The sequence below is a fragment of the Thermoanaerobaculia bacterium genome, assembly GCA_035260525.1.
In the GTDB taxonomy this organism is placed as follows: domain Bacteria; phylum Acidobacteriota; class Thermoanaerobaculia; order UBA5066; family DATFVB01; genus DATFVB01.
This window is the reverse complement of sequence record DATFVB010000091.1, coordinates 1-15,083: the sequence shown is the minus strand read 5'-3', so window position 1 is coordinate 15,083 and position 15,083 is coordinate 1. Positions and strand designations below refer to the sequence as shown.

Annotated in this window: 15 protein-coding genes; 8 read left to right on the top strand and 7 right to left on the bottom strand. The window is 69.7% G+C overall.

Going from position 1 to position 15,083, the window contains the following annotated elements; translation table 11 throughout:
- Positions 1-468, bottom strand: a 468-nt coding sequence (locus tag VKH46_04315; GenBank protein HKB70043.1) for a 3-deoxy-7-phosphoheptulonate synthase, incomplete at its 3' end; no start/stop codon positions are given.
- A 41-nt stretch (positions 469-509) separates the two neighbouring features.
- Between VKH46_04315 and VKH46_04310 the strand changes: the two genes are divergently transcribed.
- Positions 510-1,226, top strand: a complete 717-nt coding sequence (locus VKH46_04310; GenBank protein ID HKB70042.1) for a hypothetical protein — start codon at positions 510-512, stop codon at positions 1,224-1,226.
- Between the two features lie 374 nt (positions 1,227-1,600).
- On the opposite strand, the gene VKH46_04305 is transcribed toward VKH46_04310, so the two are convergent.
- The 4 genes from VKH46_04305 to VKH46_04290 are packed head-to-tail and all read right to left on the bottom strand — an operon-like array spanning position 1,601 to position 4,438.
- Positions 1,601-1,921 carry a hypothetical protein gene (locus VKH46_04305; protein ID HKB70041.1) on the bottom strand — a complete coding sequence of 107 codons (321 nt, stop codon included), beginning with the start codon at positions 1,919-1,921 and terminating at the stop codon, positions 1,601-1,603.
- A complete protein-coding gene (gene mce / locus VKH46_04300) occupies positions 1,918-2,322 on the bottom strand; it encodes a methylmalonyl-CoA epimerase (GenBank protein ID HKB70040.1) in 405 nt (134 codons plus the stop codon). The genes VKH46_04305 and mce overlap by 4 nt, the downstream gene beginning before the upstream one ends.
- Complete coding sequence (gene meaB, locus VKH46_04295) at positions 2,319-3,296, bottom strand: methylmalonyl Co-A mutase-associated GTPase MeaB (GenBank protein HKB70039.1); 978 nt, start codon at positions 3,294-3,296, stop codon at positions 2,319-2,321. The genes mce and meaB overlap by 4 nt, the downstream gene beginning before the upstream one ends.
- On the bottom strand, positions 3,293-4,438 hold the full coding sequence (locus VKH46_04290; protein HKB70038.1) for an acyl-CoA dehydrogenase family protein: 1,146 nt from the start codon (positions 4,436-4,438) through the stop codon (positions 3,293-3,295). Before VKH46_04290 ends, meaB begins: the two co-directional genes overlap by 4 nt.
- A gap of 71 nt (positions 4,439-4,509) precedes the next feature.
- Here VKH46_04290 and VKH46_04285 point away from each other — a divergent pair, with 71 nt between their 5' ends.
- Complete coding sequence (locus VKH46_04285; protein ID HKB70037.1) at positions 4,510-4,950, top strand: hypothetical protein; 441 nt, start codon at positions 4,510-4,512, stop codon at positions 4,948-4,950.
- A 225-nt stretch (positions 4,951-5,175) separates the two neighbouring features.
- Here VKH46_04285 and VKH46_04280 read toward each other — a convergent pair whose 3' ends face one another.
- Positions 5,176-6,003 carry an MBL fold metallo-hydrolase gene (locus tag VKH46_04280; GenBank protein ID HKB70036.1) on the bottom strand — a complete coding sequence of 276 codons (828 nt, stop codon included), beginning with the start codon at positions 6,001-6,003 and terminating at the stop codon, positions 5,176-5,178.
- A 254-nt stretch (positions 6,004-6,257) separates the two neighbouring features.
- Between VKH46_04280 and VKH46_04275 the strand changes: the two genes are divergently transcribed.
- The 3 genes from VKH46_04275 to VKH46_04265 all read left to right on the top strand — a co-directional run bounded on the left by VKH46_04275 (position 6,258) and on the right by VKH46_04265 (position 10,418).
- A complete protein-coding gene (locus VKH46_04275) occupies positions 6,258-8,264 on the top strand; it encodes a hypothetical protein (GenBank protein ID HKB70035.1) in 2,007 nt (668 codons plus the stop codon).
- 96 nt (positions 8,265-8,360) lie between these two features.
- Positions 8,361-9,482 carry a potassium channel family protein gene (locus tag VKH46_04270; GenBank protein HKB70034.1) on the top strand — a complete coding sequence of 374 codons (1,122 nt, stop codon included), beginning with the start codon at positions 8,361-8,363 and terminating at the stop codon, positions 9,480-9,482.
- A gap of 57 nt (positions 9,483-9,539) precedes the next feature.
- A complete protein-coding gene (locus tag VKH46_04265; protein ID HKB70033.1) occupies positions 9,540-10,418 on the top strand; it encodes an MBL fold metallo-hydrolase in 879 nt (292 codons plus the stop codon).
- A gap of 541 nt (positions 10,419-10,959) precedes the next feature.
- Here VKH46_04265 and cls read toward each other — a convergent pair.
- A complete protein-coding gene (gene cls, locus VKH46_04260; protein HKB70032.1) occupies positions 10,960-12,423 on the bottom strand; it encodes a cardiolipin synthase in 1,464 nt (487 codons plus the stop codon).
- A gap of 48 nt (positions 12,424-12,471) precedes the next feature.
- On the opposite strand from cls, the gene VKH46_04255 reads away from it, so the two are divergent.
- The 3 genes from VKH46_04255 to VKH46_04245 all read left to right on the top strand — a co-directional run.
- The gene (locus tag VKH46_04255; GenBank protein HKB70031.1) at positions 12,472-12,612 is read left to right on the top strand and encodes a hypothetical protein; all 141 of its coding nucleotides are present in this window, start codon (positions 12,472-12,474) and stop codon (positions 12,610-12,612) included.
- A gap of 71 nt (positions 12,613-12,683) precedes the next feature.
- Positions 12,684-13,562, top strand: coding sequence for a phosphatase PAP2 family protein (locus tag VKH46_04250; GenBank protein HKB70030.1), 879 nt, complete (start codon positions 12,684-12,686; stop codon positions 13,560-13,562).
- 115 nt (positions 13,563-13,677) lie between these two features.
- The coding region (locus VKH46_04245) for a GTP-binding protein (protein ID HKB70029.1) at positions 13,678-15,083 on the top strand (1,406 nt) is incomplete at its 3' end.

Below are 15,083 nucleotides of genomic sequence, written 5' to 3'. Positions count from 1 at the left end.
TTCGGCGCGCGCTTTCGCGAGAATCTTCAGCCCCGCGAGGCCGAGCCCCTGGAAAGAATAGGGCGAAGTGCGCGGCTTGTAGGCTCCCCCGCGGAAGAGGACCGCTCCGGCGGCCTTGACGCAGCGCGCGATCTCGAGCGTCTGTTCCTCCGATTCGACGGCGCACGGGCCGGCGCCGACCACGAGACGGTCCCCTCCGATCTCGACGCCGCCGATCGTCACGACGCTCCGCTCGCTCTTGGTCTCCCGGGAGACGAGCTTGTAGGGCGCCGAGACCGGGATGATCTCGAGGACGCCCGGCAGGTTCTCGAGCCCGGTCGGATCGACGGTGCCGCGGTTGCCGGTGATCCCGATCGCGACGCGCTGCGCCCCCGGGATCGGCGTCGCCTTGAGGCCCATCTGCTCGACCGCCTCGATGACGCGGCGGACGGCATCGGCATCCGCGCGCGAATCCATGACGATGAGCATCGGTGCTACTATATCCAACTGCAATTCACGGAGAGGGAACCATGAAACGAGGATTCGGGATCGCCGCCGCGCTCTTCGCAGCGCTCCTCGCCGCGCGGCCGGCGGCCGCGTACGTCGTCGTCCTGAAGGACGGCAGCAAGCTGTTCGGGAAGGAAAAATACGCCGTCCGGAAGGACTTCGCGGTCTTCACGCTCGAGAACGGGAACGTCGCCCAGGTGCCGCTGGCGCAGGTCGACGTCGCCGCGACGGAGAAGTACAACAAGGAGAACGTCGGGAACGTCCTCGTGCTCGACACTCCCGACGCGAAGGTGCTCGAAACGCCGAAGACGACGTCGACGGATCGCCAGAACCTCAGCCGCTACATCCGGCAGCACGAAGCGCAGCCGCAGGCGCCGCGCTCGGCGGCGAAGACCGCCGCGCCCAAGCCGGCCCCCCAGGAGATCTCGGACCCGCTGATCATCCGCGAGGCGATCCGGATCCTCGAAGGCGCGGGCGTCACGCAGTACAAGCTCGAGATCGGCCCGAAGGTCGTGCTGATCGCGGACCACGAGGATGGGGTCTTCCGCGGGATCTCGGCCGCCGCCCGGCTCGCGCAGGACCTGACGTCCATCGGAAAGGCGCCCGCGCTCGAGGTCGAGATCGTCTCGTCGACGGGGAGCGACGGAGGCCGGTTCCGGATGACCGCGGAGAACATCAAGGCCCTCACGGAAGGGCGGATGACAGCGTCCGAATATTTCGTCCAGAACGTCATATTTTAAGTAAGCAGGCGCGGACCATACGGGTCGCTATACGCGTCCGTGTCACCCGCCCCCGGGCTTGACGTACGCCCCGGTACGCCGCGCCCGACGGACGGATGCCCCGGGCGGGTCTTTCAACCCCTCTGGCCGCGCCTCGACGTTGTCGATGGTCGATCGCTGCGCCCGGCCCGTCCGCATCCCGGCGGGCTCGCGCCTCACCGCGCCTTGAGCTATCTCAACTGAGAAGCGTCAGGCTGAAGGCGCTCGGGGCGCGGACAGACGCGAGCGAGACGGGCGATCGTGGCCCGCCGCCGGCCGCGGCGTACCGGAGCGTACGTTAAGGCCGGCGGCGGGACGGGATCGTCCCGTATTCGCTCGATGTATCGCCGCGCCCCCTATTGCGTTTCGCCGATTTCGGGCACCAGATGCAGCTTCACGTCCTCGCCCGTCCACTCGCGGAAACGGTCCGCGTGCGACGCGAACGAGAGCGTCGATTCGTCCTCGTCGATCCGCTCGATCCGCTGAATCGGGAAGAACACGGTCGTCGGCGCGATCCCCGCGTCTTCGCGGCGGGCGACCGAGCGCGCCCAGGGCTCGAACGAATCGAGCGAAAGGCCGCGAATCGTCGCTCCCGCGGGCGTGACGGAACGCAGCATCCCCCACCACCTCTCGCGGGGCGAATGGAGGTAGATGACGACGTAGGCGTCGTTCCTCACGGCTCGTCCTCCTGGGACAGCTCGATCAGCACGCCGTGCCCCGCCTCCGGATGGAGGAACGCGACTTTCTTTCCCCGCGCTCCGGGAACGGGAGCGCGATGGACGAGGCGATAGCCCGCGCGCGCCAGCTCGTCCAGCATCTTCTCGATGTCGTCGACCGCGAAGCAGAGATGATGAATCCCCGGGCCCCGGCGGGCGAGGAAGCCGGCGATCGGCGAGTCGTCGGCCGTCGGCTCCATGAGCTCGATCGAAGGCTCGCCGGCGGGAAGGAACGCGGTGCGCACCTTCTGTCCCGCGACTTCCTCTCGTCCCGCTTCCTCGAGCCCGAGGGCGCGCCAGACCGGCAGCGCCTCGTCGAGCGAGCGGACCGCGATGCCGATGTGCTCGAGCTTCTTGATCACGGGCCGGCGATCCTCCGAAAGAGCTCCTCGGTGGCAGAATAGGGGTCGACCGATCGGTCGGTCAAGCGGGCCACGAAATCCTCGAGCCCCCGCGGATTGTGGGCGTCGTTCTCGACCGCGCGGAAGAATCGCGCTTCCAGCAGCGCGCGCAGCCGCGCGCGCGAGCGGCGCAGCCGCCGTTGGCGCGCCTCTCCCGACGCGGCGAGCCATCGGCGATGGGCCTCCAGCTGCTCCACGACCGCGCCGGTCCCCTCGTTGCGGGTCGCGACCGTCTGGAGGATCGGGGCGCGCCACCCCTGCGGCGCCGAGAAATCGAGATTCATCTTGAGCTCCGCGGCGGCCCGGTCGGCGCCTTCGCGGTCCGCCTTGTTGACGACGAACAGGTCCGCGATCTCGAGGATGCCCGCCTTCAGCGCCTGAATGTCGTCGCCCAGCCCGGGGGGCACGACGACGACGACCGAATCGGCCGCGCGGACGACGTCGACCTCATCCTGCCCGACGCCCACCGTCTCGATGACGACGATCTCGAACCCCGCCGCGTCGAGGACGTCCACGGCGTCGTTGGTCGCGCGCGAGAGGCCTCCCATGGCTCCGCGGGTCGCCATCGAGCGGATGAAGACCCCGGGGTCGGAGTCGAGCTCGCTCATCCGGATGCGGTCGCCGAGGATCGCGCCTCCGGAGAAGGGCGACGAAGGATCGATCGCCACGATCCCGACGCGGGAGCCCGAGTCGCGGAAGGCCCGCGCGAGCCGCGTGACGAGCGTCGATTTCCCGGCGCCCGGCGGACCGGTCACGCCGATGACGCGCGCCCGGCCGGTCGAGGGAAAGATCTCCCGAACGAGGTCCTCGAGTCCGGCGCCCCGCTCGACGCGGGAGATCGCGCGTCCGATCGCGCGTTGGTCTCCGGCGAGGACCCCCCGGGCGAGGCTTTGGTATGGATCGGGGGCGCTGCGCGCGCCGGGCGCGTCCGTCAAAACTCGCTCAGGATCTGGCGGGCGATGACGAGCTTCTGGATCTCCGTCGTGCCCTCGCCGATCGTGCAGAGCTTGACGTCGCGGTAGAACTTCTCGACCGGGTAGTCCTTCACGAACCCGTACCCGCCATGGATCTCGAGGGCCCGGTCGGCCACGCGCACGCACATCTCTCCCGCGAAGTACTTCGCCATCGCGGAGAGCTTCGTGACCTTCTCCCCCGCGTCGCGCGCGGCCGCCGCGCGGCGGGTCAGGAGGCTTCCCGCGTCGATGTCGGTCGCCATCTCGGCGAGGTAGAACTGGATCGCCTCGAAATCGGCGAGCGGGCGCCCGAACTGCCGCCGCTCCTGCGCGTAGGCAACGGCCGCCTCGAACGCCCCGCGGGCCATGCCCACCGCGAGCGCGGCGATGCCGATCCGGCCGCCGTCGAGGATCCGGAGCGCCTGCTTGAAACCGTCCTCCTCCTCCCCGATCAGCGCCTCGAGGGGCACGCGGCACTCCTCGAGGAGGATCGTCGACGTGTCGGAGGCCCGCATCCCGAGCTTGTTCTCCTTCTTGCCGGAGCGGATGCCGGGCGTATCCATCGGGACCACGAACGCCGAGATGCCGTTTTTCCCCTTCGAGCGGTCGGTGAGCGCCATGATCACGGCGATCTGGCCGACCGAACCGTGCGTGATGAAGGTCTTCTGGCCGTTCAAGACCCATCCCGCGCCGTCCCTCCGCGCCGTCGTCTGCATTCCGCCGGCGTCGGATCCGGAGCCCGGCTCGGTCAGGCCCCAGGCGCCGATCCATTCCCCCGAGGCGAGCTTCGGCAGATACGCCTTCTTCTGCCCCTCCGAGCCGAACATCACGAGATGATTCGTGCACAGCGAGTTGTGCGCCGCGACCGAGAGCGAGATCGACCCGTCGACGCGCGCGAGCTCCTCGATCAGGCCGATGTACTGCGACACCGTCAGGGCGGCCCCGCCGTGGGACTCCGGCACGAAGCAGCCGAGGAAGCCGAGCCCGCCGAGCTTGCCGAAGAGAGAGCGCGGGAAGGCCTGCGCCTCGTCCCATTCCATGACGTGGGGCCGGATCTCCGTCTCGGCGAAGTCCCGGACGGTCTCCCGGATCGCGCGCTCCTCGTCGGTCAGATCGAAGCTCAAGGCAGCCCTCCTGGGGGCCGCAGACGCGTCGAGCGCCGGGCACGGCCCGCCGGCGATGATACATTTTTTGAATGTCGCTCCTGCTCGCGATGGCAGCGCTCACGGCGATCGGCGCGATCGCGCCCCCGCTCCTGATCCGCCGGAGCCGCGACCGCCTCGCCGCGCAGATCCTCGCGCGCGCCGGCCCGAAGCCATCGCTCCTGACGCCGGCCGACCTCTGCACGGGGCGATTCCGGCGCGTGCCCGGCGTCCTCGGCCTCGAAGGGGACGCGATCGTGTTCGAAAGCCGGCACGAGCGCCCTCTCTCGCTCCCGCTTTCCCGGATCCGCCGCATCAGCTCCGGCAGCCGGATGACGACGACCGGCCGCCGCCTGCTCCGCGCGGAGGTCTTGACGCTCGCCGACTCGGAGGGAAACGTCGCCGAATTCCTGATGCCGAAGGCGTCCGTGTATCAGTGGCGGCAGCATCTGGGAGCCTGGGCGGCGCGGGAGAAGAAATCGAAAGAGCCGTAGCTATGTAACGGCTGCGGCGATGCATCGAGCCGGGCGGGCGCGTGCGCCACGACCCGCGGCCTTAACGTACGCCGCCGGTACGCCGCGGCCGCGGGCTCGGGCGCCCCCATCCCGCCGGGCTCGCGCCTCGCCGCATCTCGGCAGTGCCTCGCGATCGCTTCGACCAGGAAAGGCTACCCGGCCTGGGCCTCGTGTCTTGCTTCTGGAGCGTTGTGTCCGCTCCCTTCACACGAATACGTGCACCCTCTCCCTCAACCCCGCCGGCAGCGTCCGCACCCGCTCCTCGATCTCCTCCCTCGCGTACTTCGCGGAGAAATGCGTGAGCACGATCGCCTCGTTTTCGAAGTCGCGCTCCCTCGCGGCGATGTCGGAGAGATGCAGGTGCCGGTACCGCGCGGCCTTTTCCTCTTCGCCGGGACGAATGAACGTGCACTCGAGGAGCAGGATGCGCGCGCGGAAGATCTCGGGCGCCGCCTCGAAAATCCCGGCGTCGCAGTCGCCCGGATAGCAGAGGAGGGGCGTCCGCACCGCCTCCGTGACCTCGATGCCGCTCTCTCGCATGCGCGCGATCTCCTCCCCGGGCTTCCCCGCCAGATCCGGCCGGAGCTTCCGGCGCAGCTCGCAGAACACGTATCCGGCGCACGGCACGCGGTGGCTCCCGGCAATGACGTCCACGTCGAGGTCGTGGCGGAGCGAGATCCGGTCGCCCGGATGGACGCCGTGGATCCGCGCCGAGTATCCCTCGAAGCCTTCGAGCTTCACGTGAAGAGAGAGGATCTTCTCGAACGCCTCCGTCGTTTCCGCCGGGAGGTACACGTTCCCCTCCTCGAGCCCTTGCAGCGTGCGCTGCGAGGCGTAGGACGCGATTCCGGCCGCGTGGTCGAGGTGCGCGTGCGTCACGAAGACGTTCGGCACGGCCACGCGCGAGTTCGGGCACCGTCCGATCTCGAGCGCCGAGCGGAGCGTGGGAAGCCGGTAGAACGACTCCTGGCCCGCGACCGACCGCCCGACGATCGGCACGTCGCACACGCGGAGGGTCGTCACGTCGGCCACGCGGGGAGCCTACCAAACCGTCGACACGAGGCTGCCGCTTGCGGAAATCTGGCATGGATCGCCCGCCTGGTCGTCAGTCATGCGACATTGAGGCGCGGCGAGGCGCGAGCCCGACGGGATGCGGGCCGGCCGCGGCGTCCCGAGTCGTACCGGAAGCGTACGGCGAGGGCGGCGTGGCCCGGCACGCGCCCGTCCGGCTCGATGCATCGCCGCGCCAGCCAAAAAAAGGCGGTGTTATCATTCGCCCCAAGTCCATGGTCGTCTACAACGCCGCCTCGAAAGAGCTGACCGCGAAGATCGTGTACTACGGTCCCGGTTTCGGCGGAAAGACCACGAATCTCCAGTTCCTCCATCGGCGCCTCGAGCCCTCCTCCGTCGGAAACCTCCTGACGCTCGCGGCGACCGCCGACCGCACGATCTTCTTCGACCTCCTTCCGGTCGAGCTCGGAGACCTCAAGGGGTACCGGATCCGCTTTCAGGTCGCGACGGTACCGGGCCAGAGCCCTTACAACGAAACCCGCCGCGTGGTCCTGCGCGGCGCCGACGGGATCGTCCTCGTGGTCGATTCGCGGTGGTCGCAGCTGCCGAAGAATCTCGAGAGCCTCCAGAACCTCCGGGACAACCTGAAGGAAGAGGGGATCGACCCGGCCACGATCCCGTTTGCGGTGCAGTTCAACAAGCGCGACCTCCCCGACGTGCTCGCGATCGACGCGCTGCAGGAGGGGCTCGGCCTCGCCGGCTTTCCCTTCATCGAGGCCGTGGCCTCGGAAGGCAAGGGCGTCGTCGAGACGTTCAAGCTCATCTCGAAGCTGACGTTCGTCGACATTTTGCGCCGGCTCCAGAAAAAGGGGACGCCGAAAGCCGCGCGCCCGGCGCCGACGGAGACCGAGAATCTCTCCGCCTGGAAGAGCTCGATCGTGCACGGCAAGAGCGCTCTCGCGCCCGAGCCCGGGGCTCCGACGCATCGCTCCGCCGGCCCGGAGCCTCTCGCTTTCCCCGAGCCGGAAGACGCCGGCATCACGCGGGCCATACCCACGCTCGTCCGGCCGGTCGCGGTGCCCGCGGCGGTGACGGTCTCGGAGCCGCCCCCATCCCCCGCGCCGCCTTTCGCCTTCGACGAGGAGGAAGCCGCCGCTCCGGCCGCGCCGGAGCGCGCCCGCGACGACGCCGTCGTGTTCGAAACGTTCCCCCCCTCGCCGGAACCTGCCGGGGTCACCGAGGACACGAACCCCGCGTTCTTCGAGCGGCGGCCGGCGGGGGCGCCCGCGCCGATGGAATTTCCGGTGTCGGCGGACCGCGCGAGCCCGGCCGCCTTCGCAACGCCCGAACCGCTCGCCGTACCGGAGACCGAGATCACGGCGCCGATGACGTTCCCCGTTCGCGACGCGGCCGTGTCCGCTGAAGCGGTGGAATCCGCGCCGCCGGCCGAGGAGGCGGCGGGGGCCCCCGAGCGCGTTCCCGCGGAGCCGGCCGCCCCGGGCGGCTCGTCGTCCGCTTCGGACGCCGCCGCGGAGAGGCTCGACCGGATGATCCAGCTCGCCGTCGCTTCGACGTGGGGCGACCGCCTTTCGGCCGCCGAAGAGAAGCTCGCCGCCCTGGCGACGCTCGAAGAGAGGATCGCGGGCGTCGAAACGGGCCTCGCCTCTCACGAAGGAACCGCGGCGCAGCTCTCGTCGCTCGACGCGCGGCTCGGGACCGTCGAGCGTGCGCGGGGATGGGCGAAGGACGTCGACCTCCTGCGCACGGACTGGGCGAACGTCCGTCTCGCGTCCGAGGGACAGATCGCCGATCTGCGGAAATCGGTCACGGAGGTGCGGCAGTCTCTCGCCGAGGGCTCCGGCCGCGAGATGGAGCTCGTCGCGCAGGTCAGCCGCGAAACGCTCTCGACGGCGGCGGCCATCGAAAGGCTCGGGTTCCGCATCCAGGAGACCGAGGAGAAATTCAGCCAGCTCGTCGTCGATCAGGAATCGCGGCTCGCGCGCCTCGAGCGGCTGGTCGACGAACAGAGCGCGCACGCCGCTTCCGACCGCGAGGCGGGAAAGCGCTCGCTCCTCGAGCTCGAAGAGCGGCTGCGGGCGCTCCGGGACGAGGGCGAAGAGAACCGCCGCCGGGCGGCCGCCGAGGTCGAGGAAACCGTGCGGCGAGCCCGCGAAGACTTCGATCGGCAGCGCTCGTCGGGAGACGAGCTCCGGCGCTTTCTCGCCGACGGCCTCGCCGAACTGGCGGCGCGGTTGCGGGGCTCCGAGCCTCCCTCGTCGTAAGATCGCGCCCGTGAAGGCGCGGAATCGCGGGAGCACGACGACCGGCGACGGAGGTTCTCCCGGCGCGGAGGCGCTGGAGGGAGGCGGGCCGCCCGAATGAAGCCGTTCGAGGCCGTCGCCGGCGCGATCGTCGTTCTCGTCGTCCTGTGGGACTCGTTCGAAGCGATCGTGCTCCCCCGCCGGGTGACCCGCCGGCTCCGTCTGACGCGCCTCTTCTACGCGGCGACTTGGAGGCCGTGGGCGGCAGTCGCGCGGCGGATGCCGCAGGGAAAGGCGCGCCAGGCCCTCCTGTCGGCGTTCGGACCGCTCTCGCTCCTGATGCTCGTCGGCTGCTGGGCGCTCGGCCTCGTATTCGGATTCGCTCTGCTCCACGCGGCCGCGCGGAGCGTCTCCGGCGATTTCGGGGTGGACCTGTACTTGAGCGGAACGACGTTCTTCACGCTCGGGCTGGGCGACGTGACGCCCTCCGCGACGGCGGGGCGCGTCGTGACCGTGTTCGAGGCCGGCGTCGGCTTCGGGTTCCTCGCGCTCATGATCGGGTACCTGCCGGTCATCTACCAGGCGTTCTCGCGGCGCGAAACGAACATCTCGCTCCTCGACGCGCGGGCGGGATCGCCCCCCACCGCACGGGAACTCCTGTCGCGATACGGCCGTCCCGAGCACATCGGCTCGCTCGCGGCGTTCCTGCGCGACTGGGAGGCGTGGACGGCCGAGCTGATGGAAAGCCACCTCTCGTATCCCGTGCTCTGCTATTACCGCTCCCAGCACGACAATCAGTCGTGGCTCGCGGCGCTGACGGCGATCCTCGACACCTGCGCGCTCCTCGTCGCCCACGCCGAGGGGGACATCGCGTGGCAGGGGCGTCTGACGTACGCGATCGCGCGCCACGCGGTCGTCGACCTCTCGCAGGTCCTGCACGTCCCTCCCGATCCCGCCGCGCCCGACCGGCTCCCTCCCGAGGCGCTCGCGCAGATCCGAACGGAGCTCCGGTCGGCGGGCGTCCCGCTCTGCGCGCGCGACGCCGCCGAGGAGAATCTTCGGAAGATCGTGCGCGCGTACGAGCCGTACGTCCACGCGCTCGGAGCGCGCCTGATGATGCCGATCCCGGGATGGTCGGACCCGGGGCACGCCGCGAACTGGCAGACGAGCGCATGGGAGAAGCAGACGACCGGGATACCGGAGCACCGGACGGCCGCGGACCGGGAGCATCTCCTTTAGGCCGGCGCTTTCCCGGGACGCGGAAATTCAGGCCGCCGCTCCCGCGTTGATCGGGTCATGGCCCGCGAATCGCTGCGCCTTCCCCAGAACGCCCCCGGCGATTTCTTCGTCGACGAGACCTGCATCGACTGCGACGCCTGCCGGCAGATCGCGCCCGCGATCTTCCGCGACCACGGCGGGGCCTCGAGCGTCCGGCGTCAGCCCGGCGATCCGGAAGAGGAGCGGCGGGCGATGATGGCTCTCGTCGCGTGCCCGACCGGCTCGATCGGCGCCCCGCGCTCGCGGCCGCGGCGGATCGGGATCGAGGCGTTCCCCGAGCGGATCTCGGAAAACGTGTATTTCTGCGGATTCACGTCGGAATCGAGCTTCGGCGCGTGGAGCTGGCTGATCCGCCGGCCCGCCGCGGAGGGAGGCAACGTCCTCGTCGATTCTCCGCGGTTCGCCGCCCCGCTCGTCCGCGCGCTCGAGGAGATGGGAGGCGTCTCGACGCTCTTCCTCACCCACCGCGACGACGTCGCCGACCACGCGCGTTTCGCCGACCGGTTCGGCTGCCGGCGTTGGCTCCGGGCCGACGACGGCGGCGCGCGGATCGGGGTCGAGGAGGCGTGGAGCGGGGTCGATCCGGTCGCGATCGGGCCGGACCTCGTCGCGATCCCGACGCCCGGTCACACGCGCGGCCACGCGGTGCTCTCCTACCGCGGCGCGTACCTCTTCACCGGCGACCACCTCGCCTGGTCGCCGCGGCGCAACCGGCTCACCGCATTCCGGGACGCCTGCTGGTACTCCTGGAAAGAGCAGATCGAGTCGATGAAGCGCCTGCGCGAATGGCCGTTCTCGTGGGTGCTGCCGGGACACGGACGCGTCCGCCACGCGCCGCCGGACGAGATGCGGGCGTCATTGGAAGAGTGCATCCGGTGGATGGAATCCACGCCGTAGTGCGAAACTCGAAATCCGAAACTCGAAATCCGAAATCCGAAATCCGAAATCCGAAATTGAAATACGAAACGGAGCGGGACGCGGGAGACGGCGGCCCCCCACCGACGCTCGAAGAGCAGGCGCGCCTCGGGTTCTTCGGGCGCGGCGAGGCGCGAGCCCGCCGGAATGCGGGTCGGCCGAGTTGGCATTGGTTGGTGACCCAGATGCTCCGGGCCCTTCGCATCGCGGAAAGCTTTCGCCCGAAGTCACCGAGGCGAAAGCTCCGGATGCGGGAGCGCGAGCGTCGGCGAAGGGGGTGGCGGCGTCGCCGTCGAGTCACACAGGGCCGCGAGCAAAGCGAGCCGCAACGCGACTTCTCCCGGCGGGAGAAGGTGGCGGCCGCAGGCCGCCGGATGAGGCTCCGAGCCGCGCCGCCGTCACGCGCTCCGCGACGGACACGCGCCCGGCCGGCTCGATGCGTCCGCCTTCGCCAAGGCTACGGCGGATCTCACGGGCAATCCTCCGAAGCTCGCCAGAGCGAAGGAGGATCGCCGCGCCAGCCCTACAAGAGAGGAGACATCAACCGCGCCACGCCTTCCCCCAGCGCCGCCCACACCCCCCTCGCGGAAAGGATCTCCGGCGTGATCTCCCGGCTCTGGGCGAGGTCCCTCTCGAACTGCGACTCCACGGCCGCGGCGAACTTCGTGTCGAAGATGAGCGCGCTGATCTCGAAGTTGAGCCAGAAGCTCCGGACGTCGACGTTGGCCGATCCGATCAGGCACCAGCGGCCGTCCACCGACATCGACTTGGAATGGAGCATCGCGGGGCGGTACTCGAAAATTCGCGCGCCGGCCTTCACGAGCGCGTTGTAGTAGGAACGGCCCGCGGGCCCCATGAGGGTGACGTCGTTCTTCTCGGGGAGGAGGATCCGGACGTCGACGCCCCGCAGCGCCGCGGTGACGAGCGCCCGGTTCGTCGGGCCGTCCGGAATGAAATAAGGGCTCGCGATCCAGCAGCGGGAGACCGCCGACGTGATCCCCGCGAAGTACGCGAGCCGGGCCGCGTTGGCCTCCTGGTCGGGTCCGCTCGGAAGGATCGACACCAGGCTGCCGCCGCTCTCCGCTTCCGCCTGGCGCGGGGCGTCGAGGATCTCCTCCGTCCCCGTCGCGAAGGACCAGTCCTCGGCGAAGACCTCCGCGAGCGCGCCGGCGGCGGGCCCTTCGAGGACGAGGAGCGTGTCGCGCCACGCCCGGACCGCGCGGCGTCCGCGATGCCCGGAGTATTCGTCTCCGATGTTCATCCCGCCGGTCATCGCCACGGCGCCGTCGAGGACGAGGATCTTCCGGTGGTTGCGAAGATGAACCGCCCAGCGGCGCCGGAGCGGGTTGATGGGAAGGAAGACTTCGACGTGCCCGCCGGCCTTCCGAAGCGTTTCGAGCGCCCCCGCGTCGATCCCCCACGACCCGACGGCGTCGTACAGGAAGCGAACGTCGAGGCCCTCGCGCGCACGCCGCGCGAGGAGGTCCAGGAACTGCCGGCCCGTCGTGTCGTTCTTGACCATGTAGTACTCGGCCCAGATCGACCGCCGGGCCGCCGCGATCCCTTCGGTCACGCGGAGCGACGCCTCTTCGTTGCTCGACGCGAGCGACACGCGGTTCCCGGCCTCGGGAGCGATGTCGGAAAGGCGTTCCGCGAGGCGCAGCACGGACCGCTCGGCCGGAGTGAGCCGGCCTTCCCCTGCGGCACCGCTCGCGCCCCGGCCGCGGCGCTGCCGGACCTTCAGCGTGGCGCGCCGCTTCGCCCGGCGCGTGCGGGCGACGTGCGGGTTGGCGAGGAGGAGATAGGCGACGACCCCCGCTCCCGGCAGAGCGATGATCGCGAAGATCCAGGCGAGCGTGCTCGCGAAACCGCGACGCCGCACGATCGCGAGCGCGATGACCGCGAGGACGAGGAGGTCGTAGACGAGGAGCGCCCAGAACGGGATCCGCTCGAAAATCTGCGCGACGTGGCCGATGGGGGTCAGCACGGGCGGGGCGTCTTCGAGGACCGGGGGCGCCGGCGTAAGATCGGCGCCATGGCCGAACGGGGGGAGGAAGAAGAGGAAAAGGCGAAAACGTCGCCTCGGGCGGTCGCGGCCGCGGCGATACTCCTTCTCGTCGTCACCGGGGCCATCGCCGTGTTCCTCGTCGTACTCTTTTCCCGCGCCTGCGCTTGAATTCGCGCGGCCCGGGACGGGGCGATGGTATCAGGTCGCATGGCACTGCTTGTGCTATGAGGTCTGGAGCGATGAGGAAGGGCCTTCGCGTTTGGGCCGCCGCCCTGTGCTTCGCCGCGTGCGCACATCGGGCGACGGCGCAGGTGCCCCCTGCTCCCGACGAGACGGGAGGCAAGGAAGTCGCGCCGCAGGTCGAGGCGCCCGCCGGCCCGCTCAAGCGGGCGATCCGCGCCGTTGCGCACGAGGCGGGGCGGTATTTCAGCGACAGCGTCGGGTTCGTCATCGCCCCCGCCCACTGGACGAAGTCGGACTGGGAAAAGGCGGGCGGGGTGACGCTCGTTCTCGGCGGCCTGTTCGCGGCGGACCGGAGCATCGACCGGGCGGCGCAGCGCAATCGTTCGGACTTCACGAACCACGTCGCGGACGCGACGATGAGTTTCGGCGGCGGAAATGGCACGCAGGCGGCCGTCCTCGCCATCGGGCTCGGCCTGGCTTTCCGCAGCCCCGCCGTCCGCGACACGGGCCGCGAGGCGCTCGAGGCGAGCATCCTCACCGCGCTCGTCGAGAACACGGTGATCAAGCGCCTCTTCGGACGCGAACGGCCGAACCGCTCCGGAGGCAAGACGGACTTCGACTTCGGCTCGAGCAATTCCTCGTTCCCGTCCGGCCACGCGACCCAGGCCTTCGCGCTCGCCTCCGTCGTCGCCGCGCGCTCGAAGGGATGGGTCGTTCCGACGGCCGCGTACACGCTCGCGAGCCTCGTCGCCTTCGACCGCGTCAACGAACACGTGCACTTCTCCAGCGACGTCTTCGCGGGCGCCGTCTTCGGGACCGTCGTCGGACGCTACATCGTGCACAAGCACGAGCGGGAGGCGGTCGGGGAGCCGACGAAGACCTCGCTCGACATCGTCCCGATCCGGAACGGCCTCGCGGCGCGCCTGACCTTCTGATTCAGCCGACGGAGGTCCCGGTCTCGTCCGCCGGACCCGGGGCGCGCCGAGCCGGGGCTCGAGTGCATCGCCACGCCGTCCATTGATAGAATCCTCGCCTCACTACGGAGGTTCCATGAAGATCTTCTCCGCAAACGAGATTCGCAACGTGGCCGTCCTCGGCCACAACACCGTCGGAAAAACGACCCTGGTATCCGCGCTGCTGCACCGCGCCGGCGCCGTGACGCGGGCCGGCGACATCGACGCCGGCACGTGCGTCACCGATTTCGACGCCGAGGAGATCGACCGGAAGATCTCGATCAACCTCGGCGTGGCGCACGCGATCCACCGCGACACCCGCGTCAACTTCATCGACGCGCCCGGGTACGGGATCTTCGTCTCGGAGGCGCGCTGCGCCGTCGCGGCCGCCGACGCCGTGATGATCGTCGTCGACGCCGTGGCCGGCATCGAGGTCCAGACCGAGAAGGCGTGGAAGTTCGCCGAGCAGTTCAAGAAGCCGGTCATCTTCGTCGTCAACCGCATGGACCGCGAACGGGCTTCGCTCGAGCGCTGCGTCGCCGACCTCCAGAAGAAGTTCGGCCGCGGCGTGCTGGCGCTCCAGATCCCCGTCGGCGCGGAGAAGGACTTCCGCGGCACGATCGACCTCGTCCGGATGGAATCGCACATGTTGAGGGACGGGAAGCGGCTCGACGGCGCGATCCCGGAGGAATACCGCGAGCGCGCCGACGACGAGCACAAGAACCTCGTCGAGATGGTCGCCGAGGGGGAAGACCACCTGATGGAGAAGTTCTTCGCCAACGGCACTCTCGACGCCTCCGATCTCCTCCCGGGGCTCCAGGAGGAGATCGTCGAGCGCAAGGTGTTCCCGGTCATGTGCGTCTCGGCGCAGCTCGAGATCGGGGTGCTCCGCCTCCTCGACGCCTGCGTCGCGCTCCTCCCGTCGGCGGCCGGAAGCTCGATCGCGGCCAAGGACAAGGACGGCAAGGACACGCTGGTCAAGGGCGACGAGAACGGGCCGCCGCTCGCGCAGGTCTTCAAGACGATCTCGGACCCGTTCTCGGGCCGGATCACGTACTTCCGCGTGTTCTCCGGCACGTTCAAATCCGACGGGACGTACTGGAACTCCGGCAAGGGGCTGCCGGAGCGGTTCTCGGGCGTCTTCCTGCCGCAGGGGAAGGAGCACCTGACGGTCGCCGAGGTCCACGCCGGAGACATCGGGGCGGTCGCGAAGCTCAAGGAGACGTTCACGGGGGACAGCCTCTCCTCGAAGGAGAATCCCCTGCTGCTTCCGTCGATCACCTTCCCCGAACCCGCGATCGCGTTCGCGATCGAGGCGAAGGCGAAGGCCGACGAGGACAAGATCTCCAACGCTCTCCACAAGCTGATCGAGGAAGATCCCTCGCTCCATTTCGAGCGCGACGAGGAGACCAAGGAGTTTCACCTGTCGGGCGCCGGGCAGCTGCACGTCGAGATCGCGGTGGCGAGGCTGAAGAAGCGCTATAACGTCGAGGTCATCCTGCA

Excerpts from the sequence above, each read along its gene's own strand:
- VKH46_04270 (HKB70034.1), top strand. The coding sequence starts at position 8,361 with ATGAAGCCGTTCGAGGCCGTCGCCGGCGCGATCGTCGTTCTCGTCGTC.
- VKH46_04255 (HKB70031.1), top strand. The coding sequence starts at position 12,472 with ATGGCCGAACGGGGGGAGGAAGAAGAGGAAAAGGCGAAAACGTCGCCT.
- VKH46_04285 (HKB70037.1), top strand. The coding sequence starts at position 4,510 with ATGTCGCTCCTGCTCGCGATGGCAGCGCTCACGGCGATCGGCGCGATC.
- VKH46_04265 (HKB70033.1), top strand. The coding sequence starts at position 9,540 with ATGGCCCGCGAATCGCTGCGCCTTCCCCAGAACGCCCCCGGCGATTTC.
- VKH46_04275 (HKB70035.1), top strand. The coding sequence starts at position 6,258 with ATGGTCGTCTACAACGCCGCCTCGAAAGAGCTGACCGCGAAGATCGTG.
- VKH46_04250 (HKB70030.1), top strand. The coding sequence starts at position 12,684 with ATGAGGAAGGGCCTTCGCGTTTGGGCCGCCGCCCTGTGCTTCGCCGCG.
- VKH46_04310 (HKB70042.1), top strand. The coding sequence starts at position 510 with ATGAAACGAGGATTCGGGATCGCCGCCGCGCTCTTCGCAGCGCTCCTC.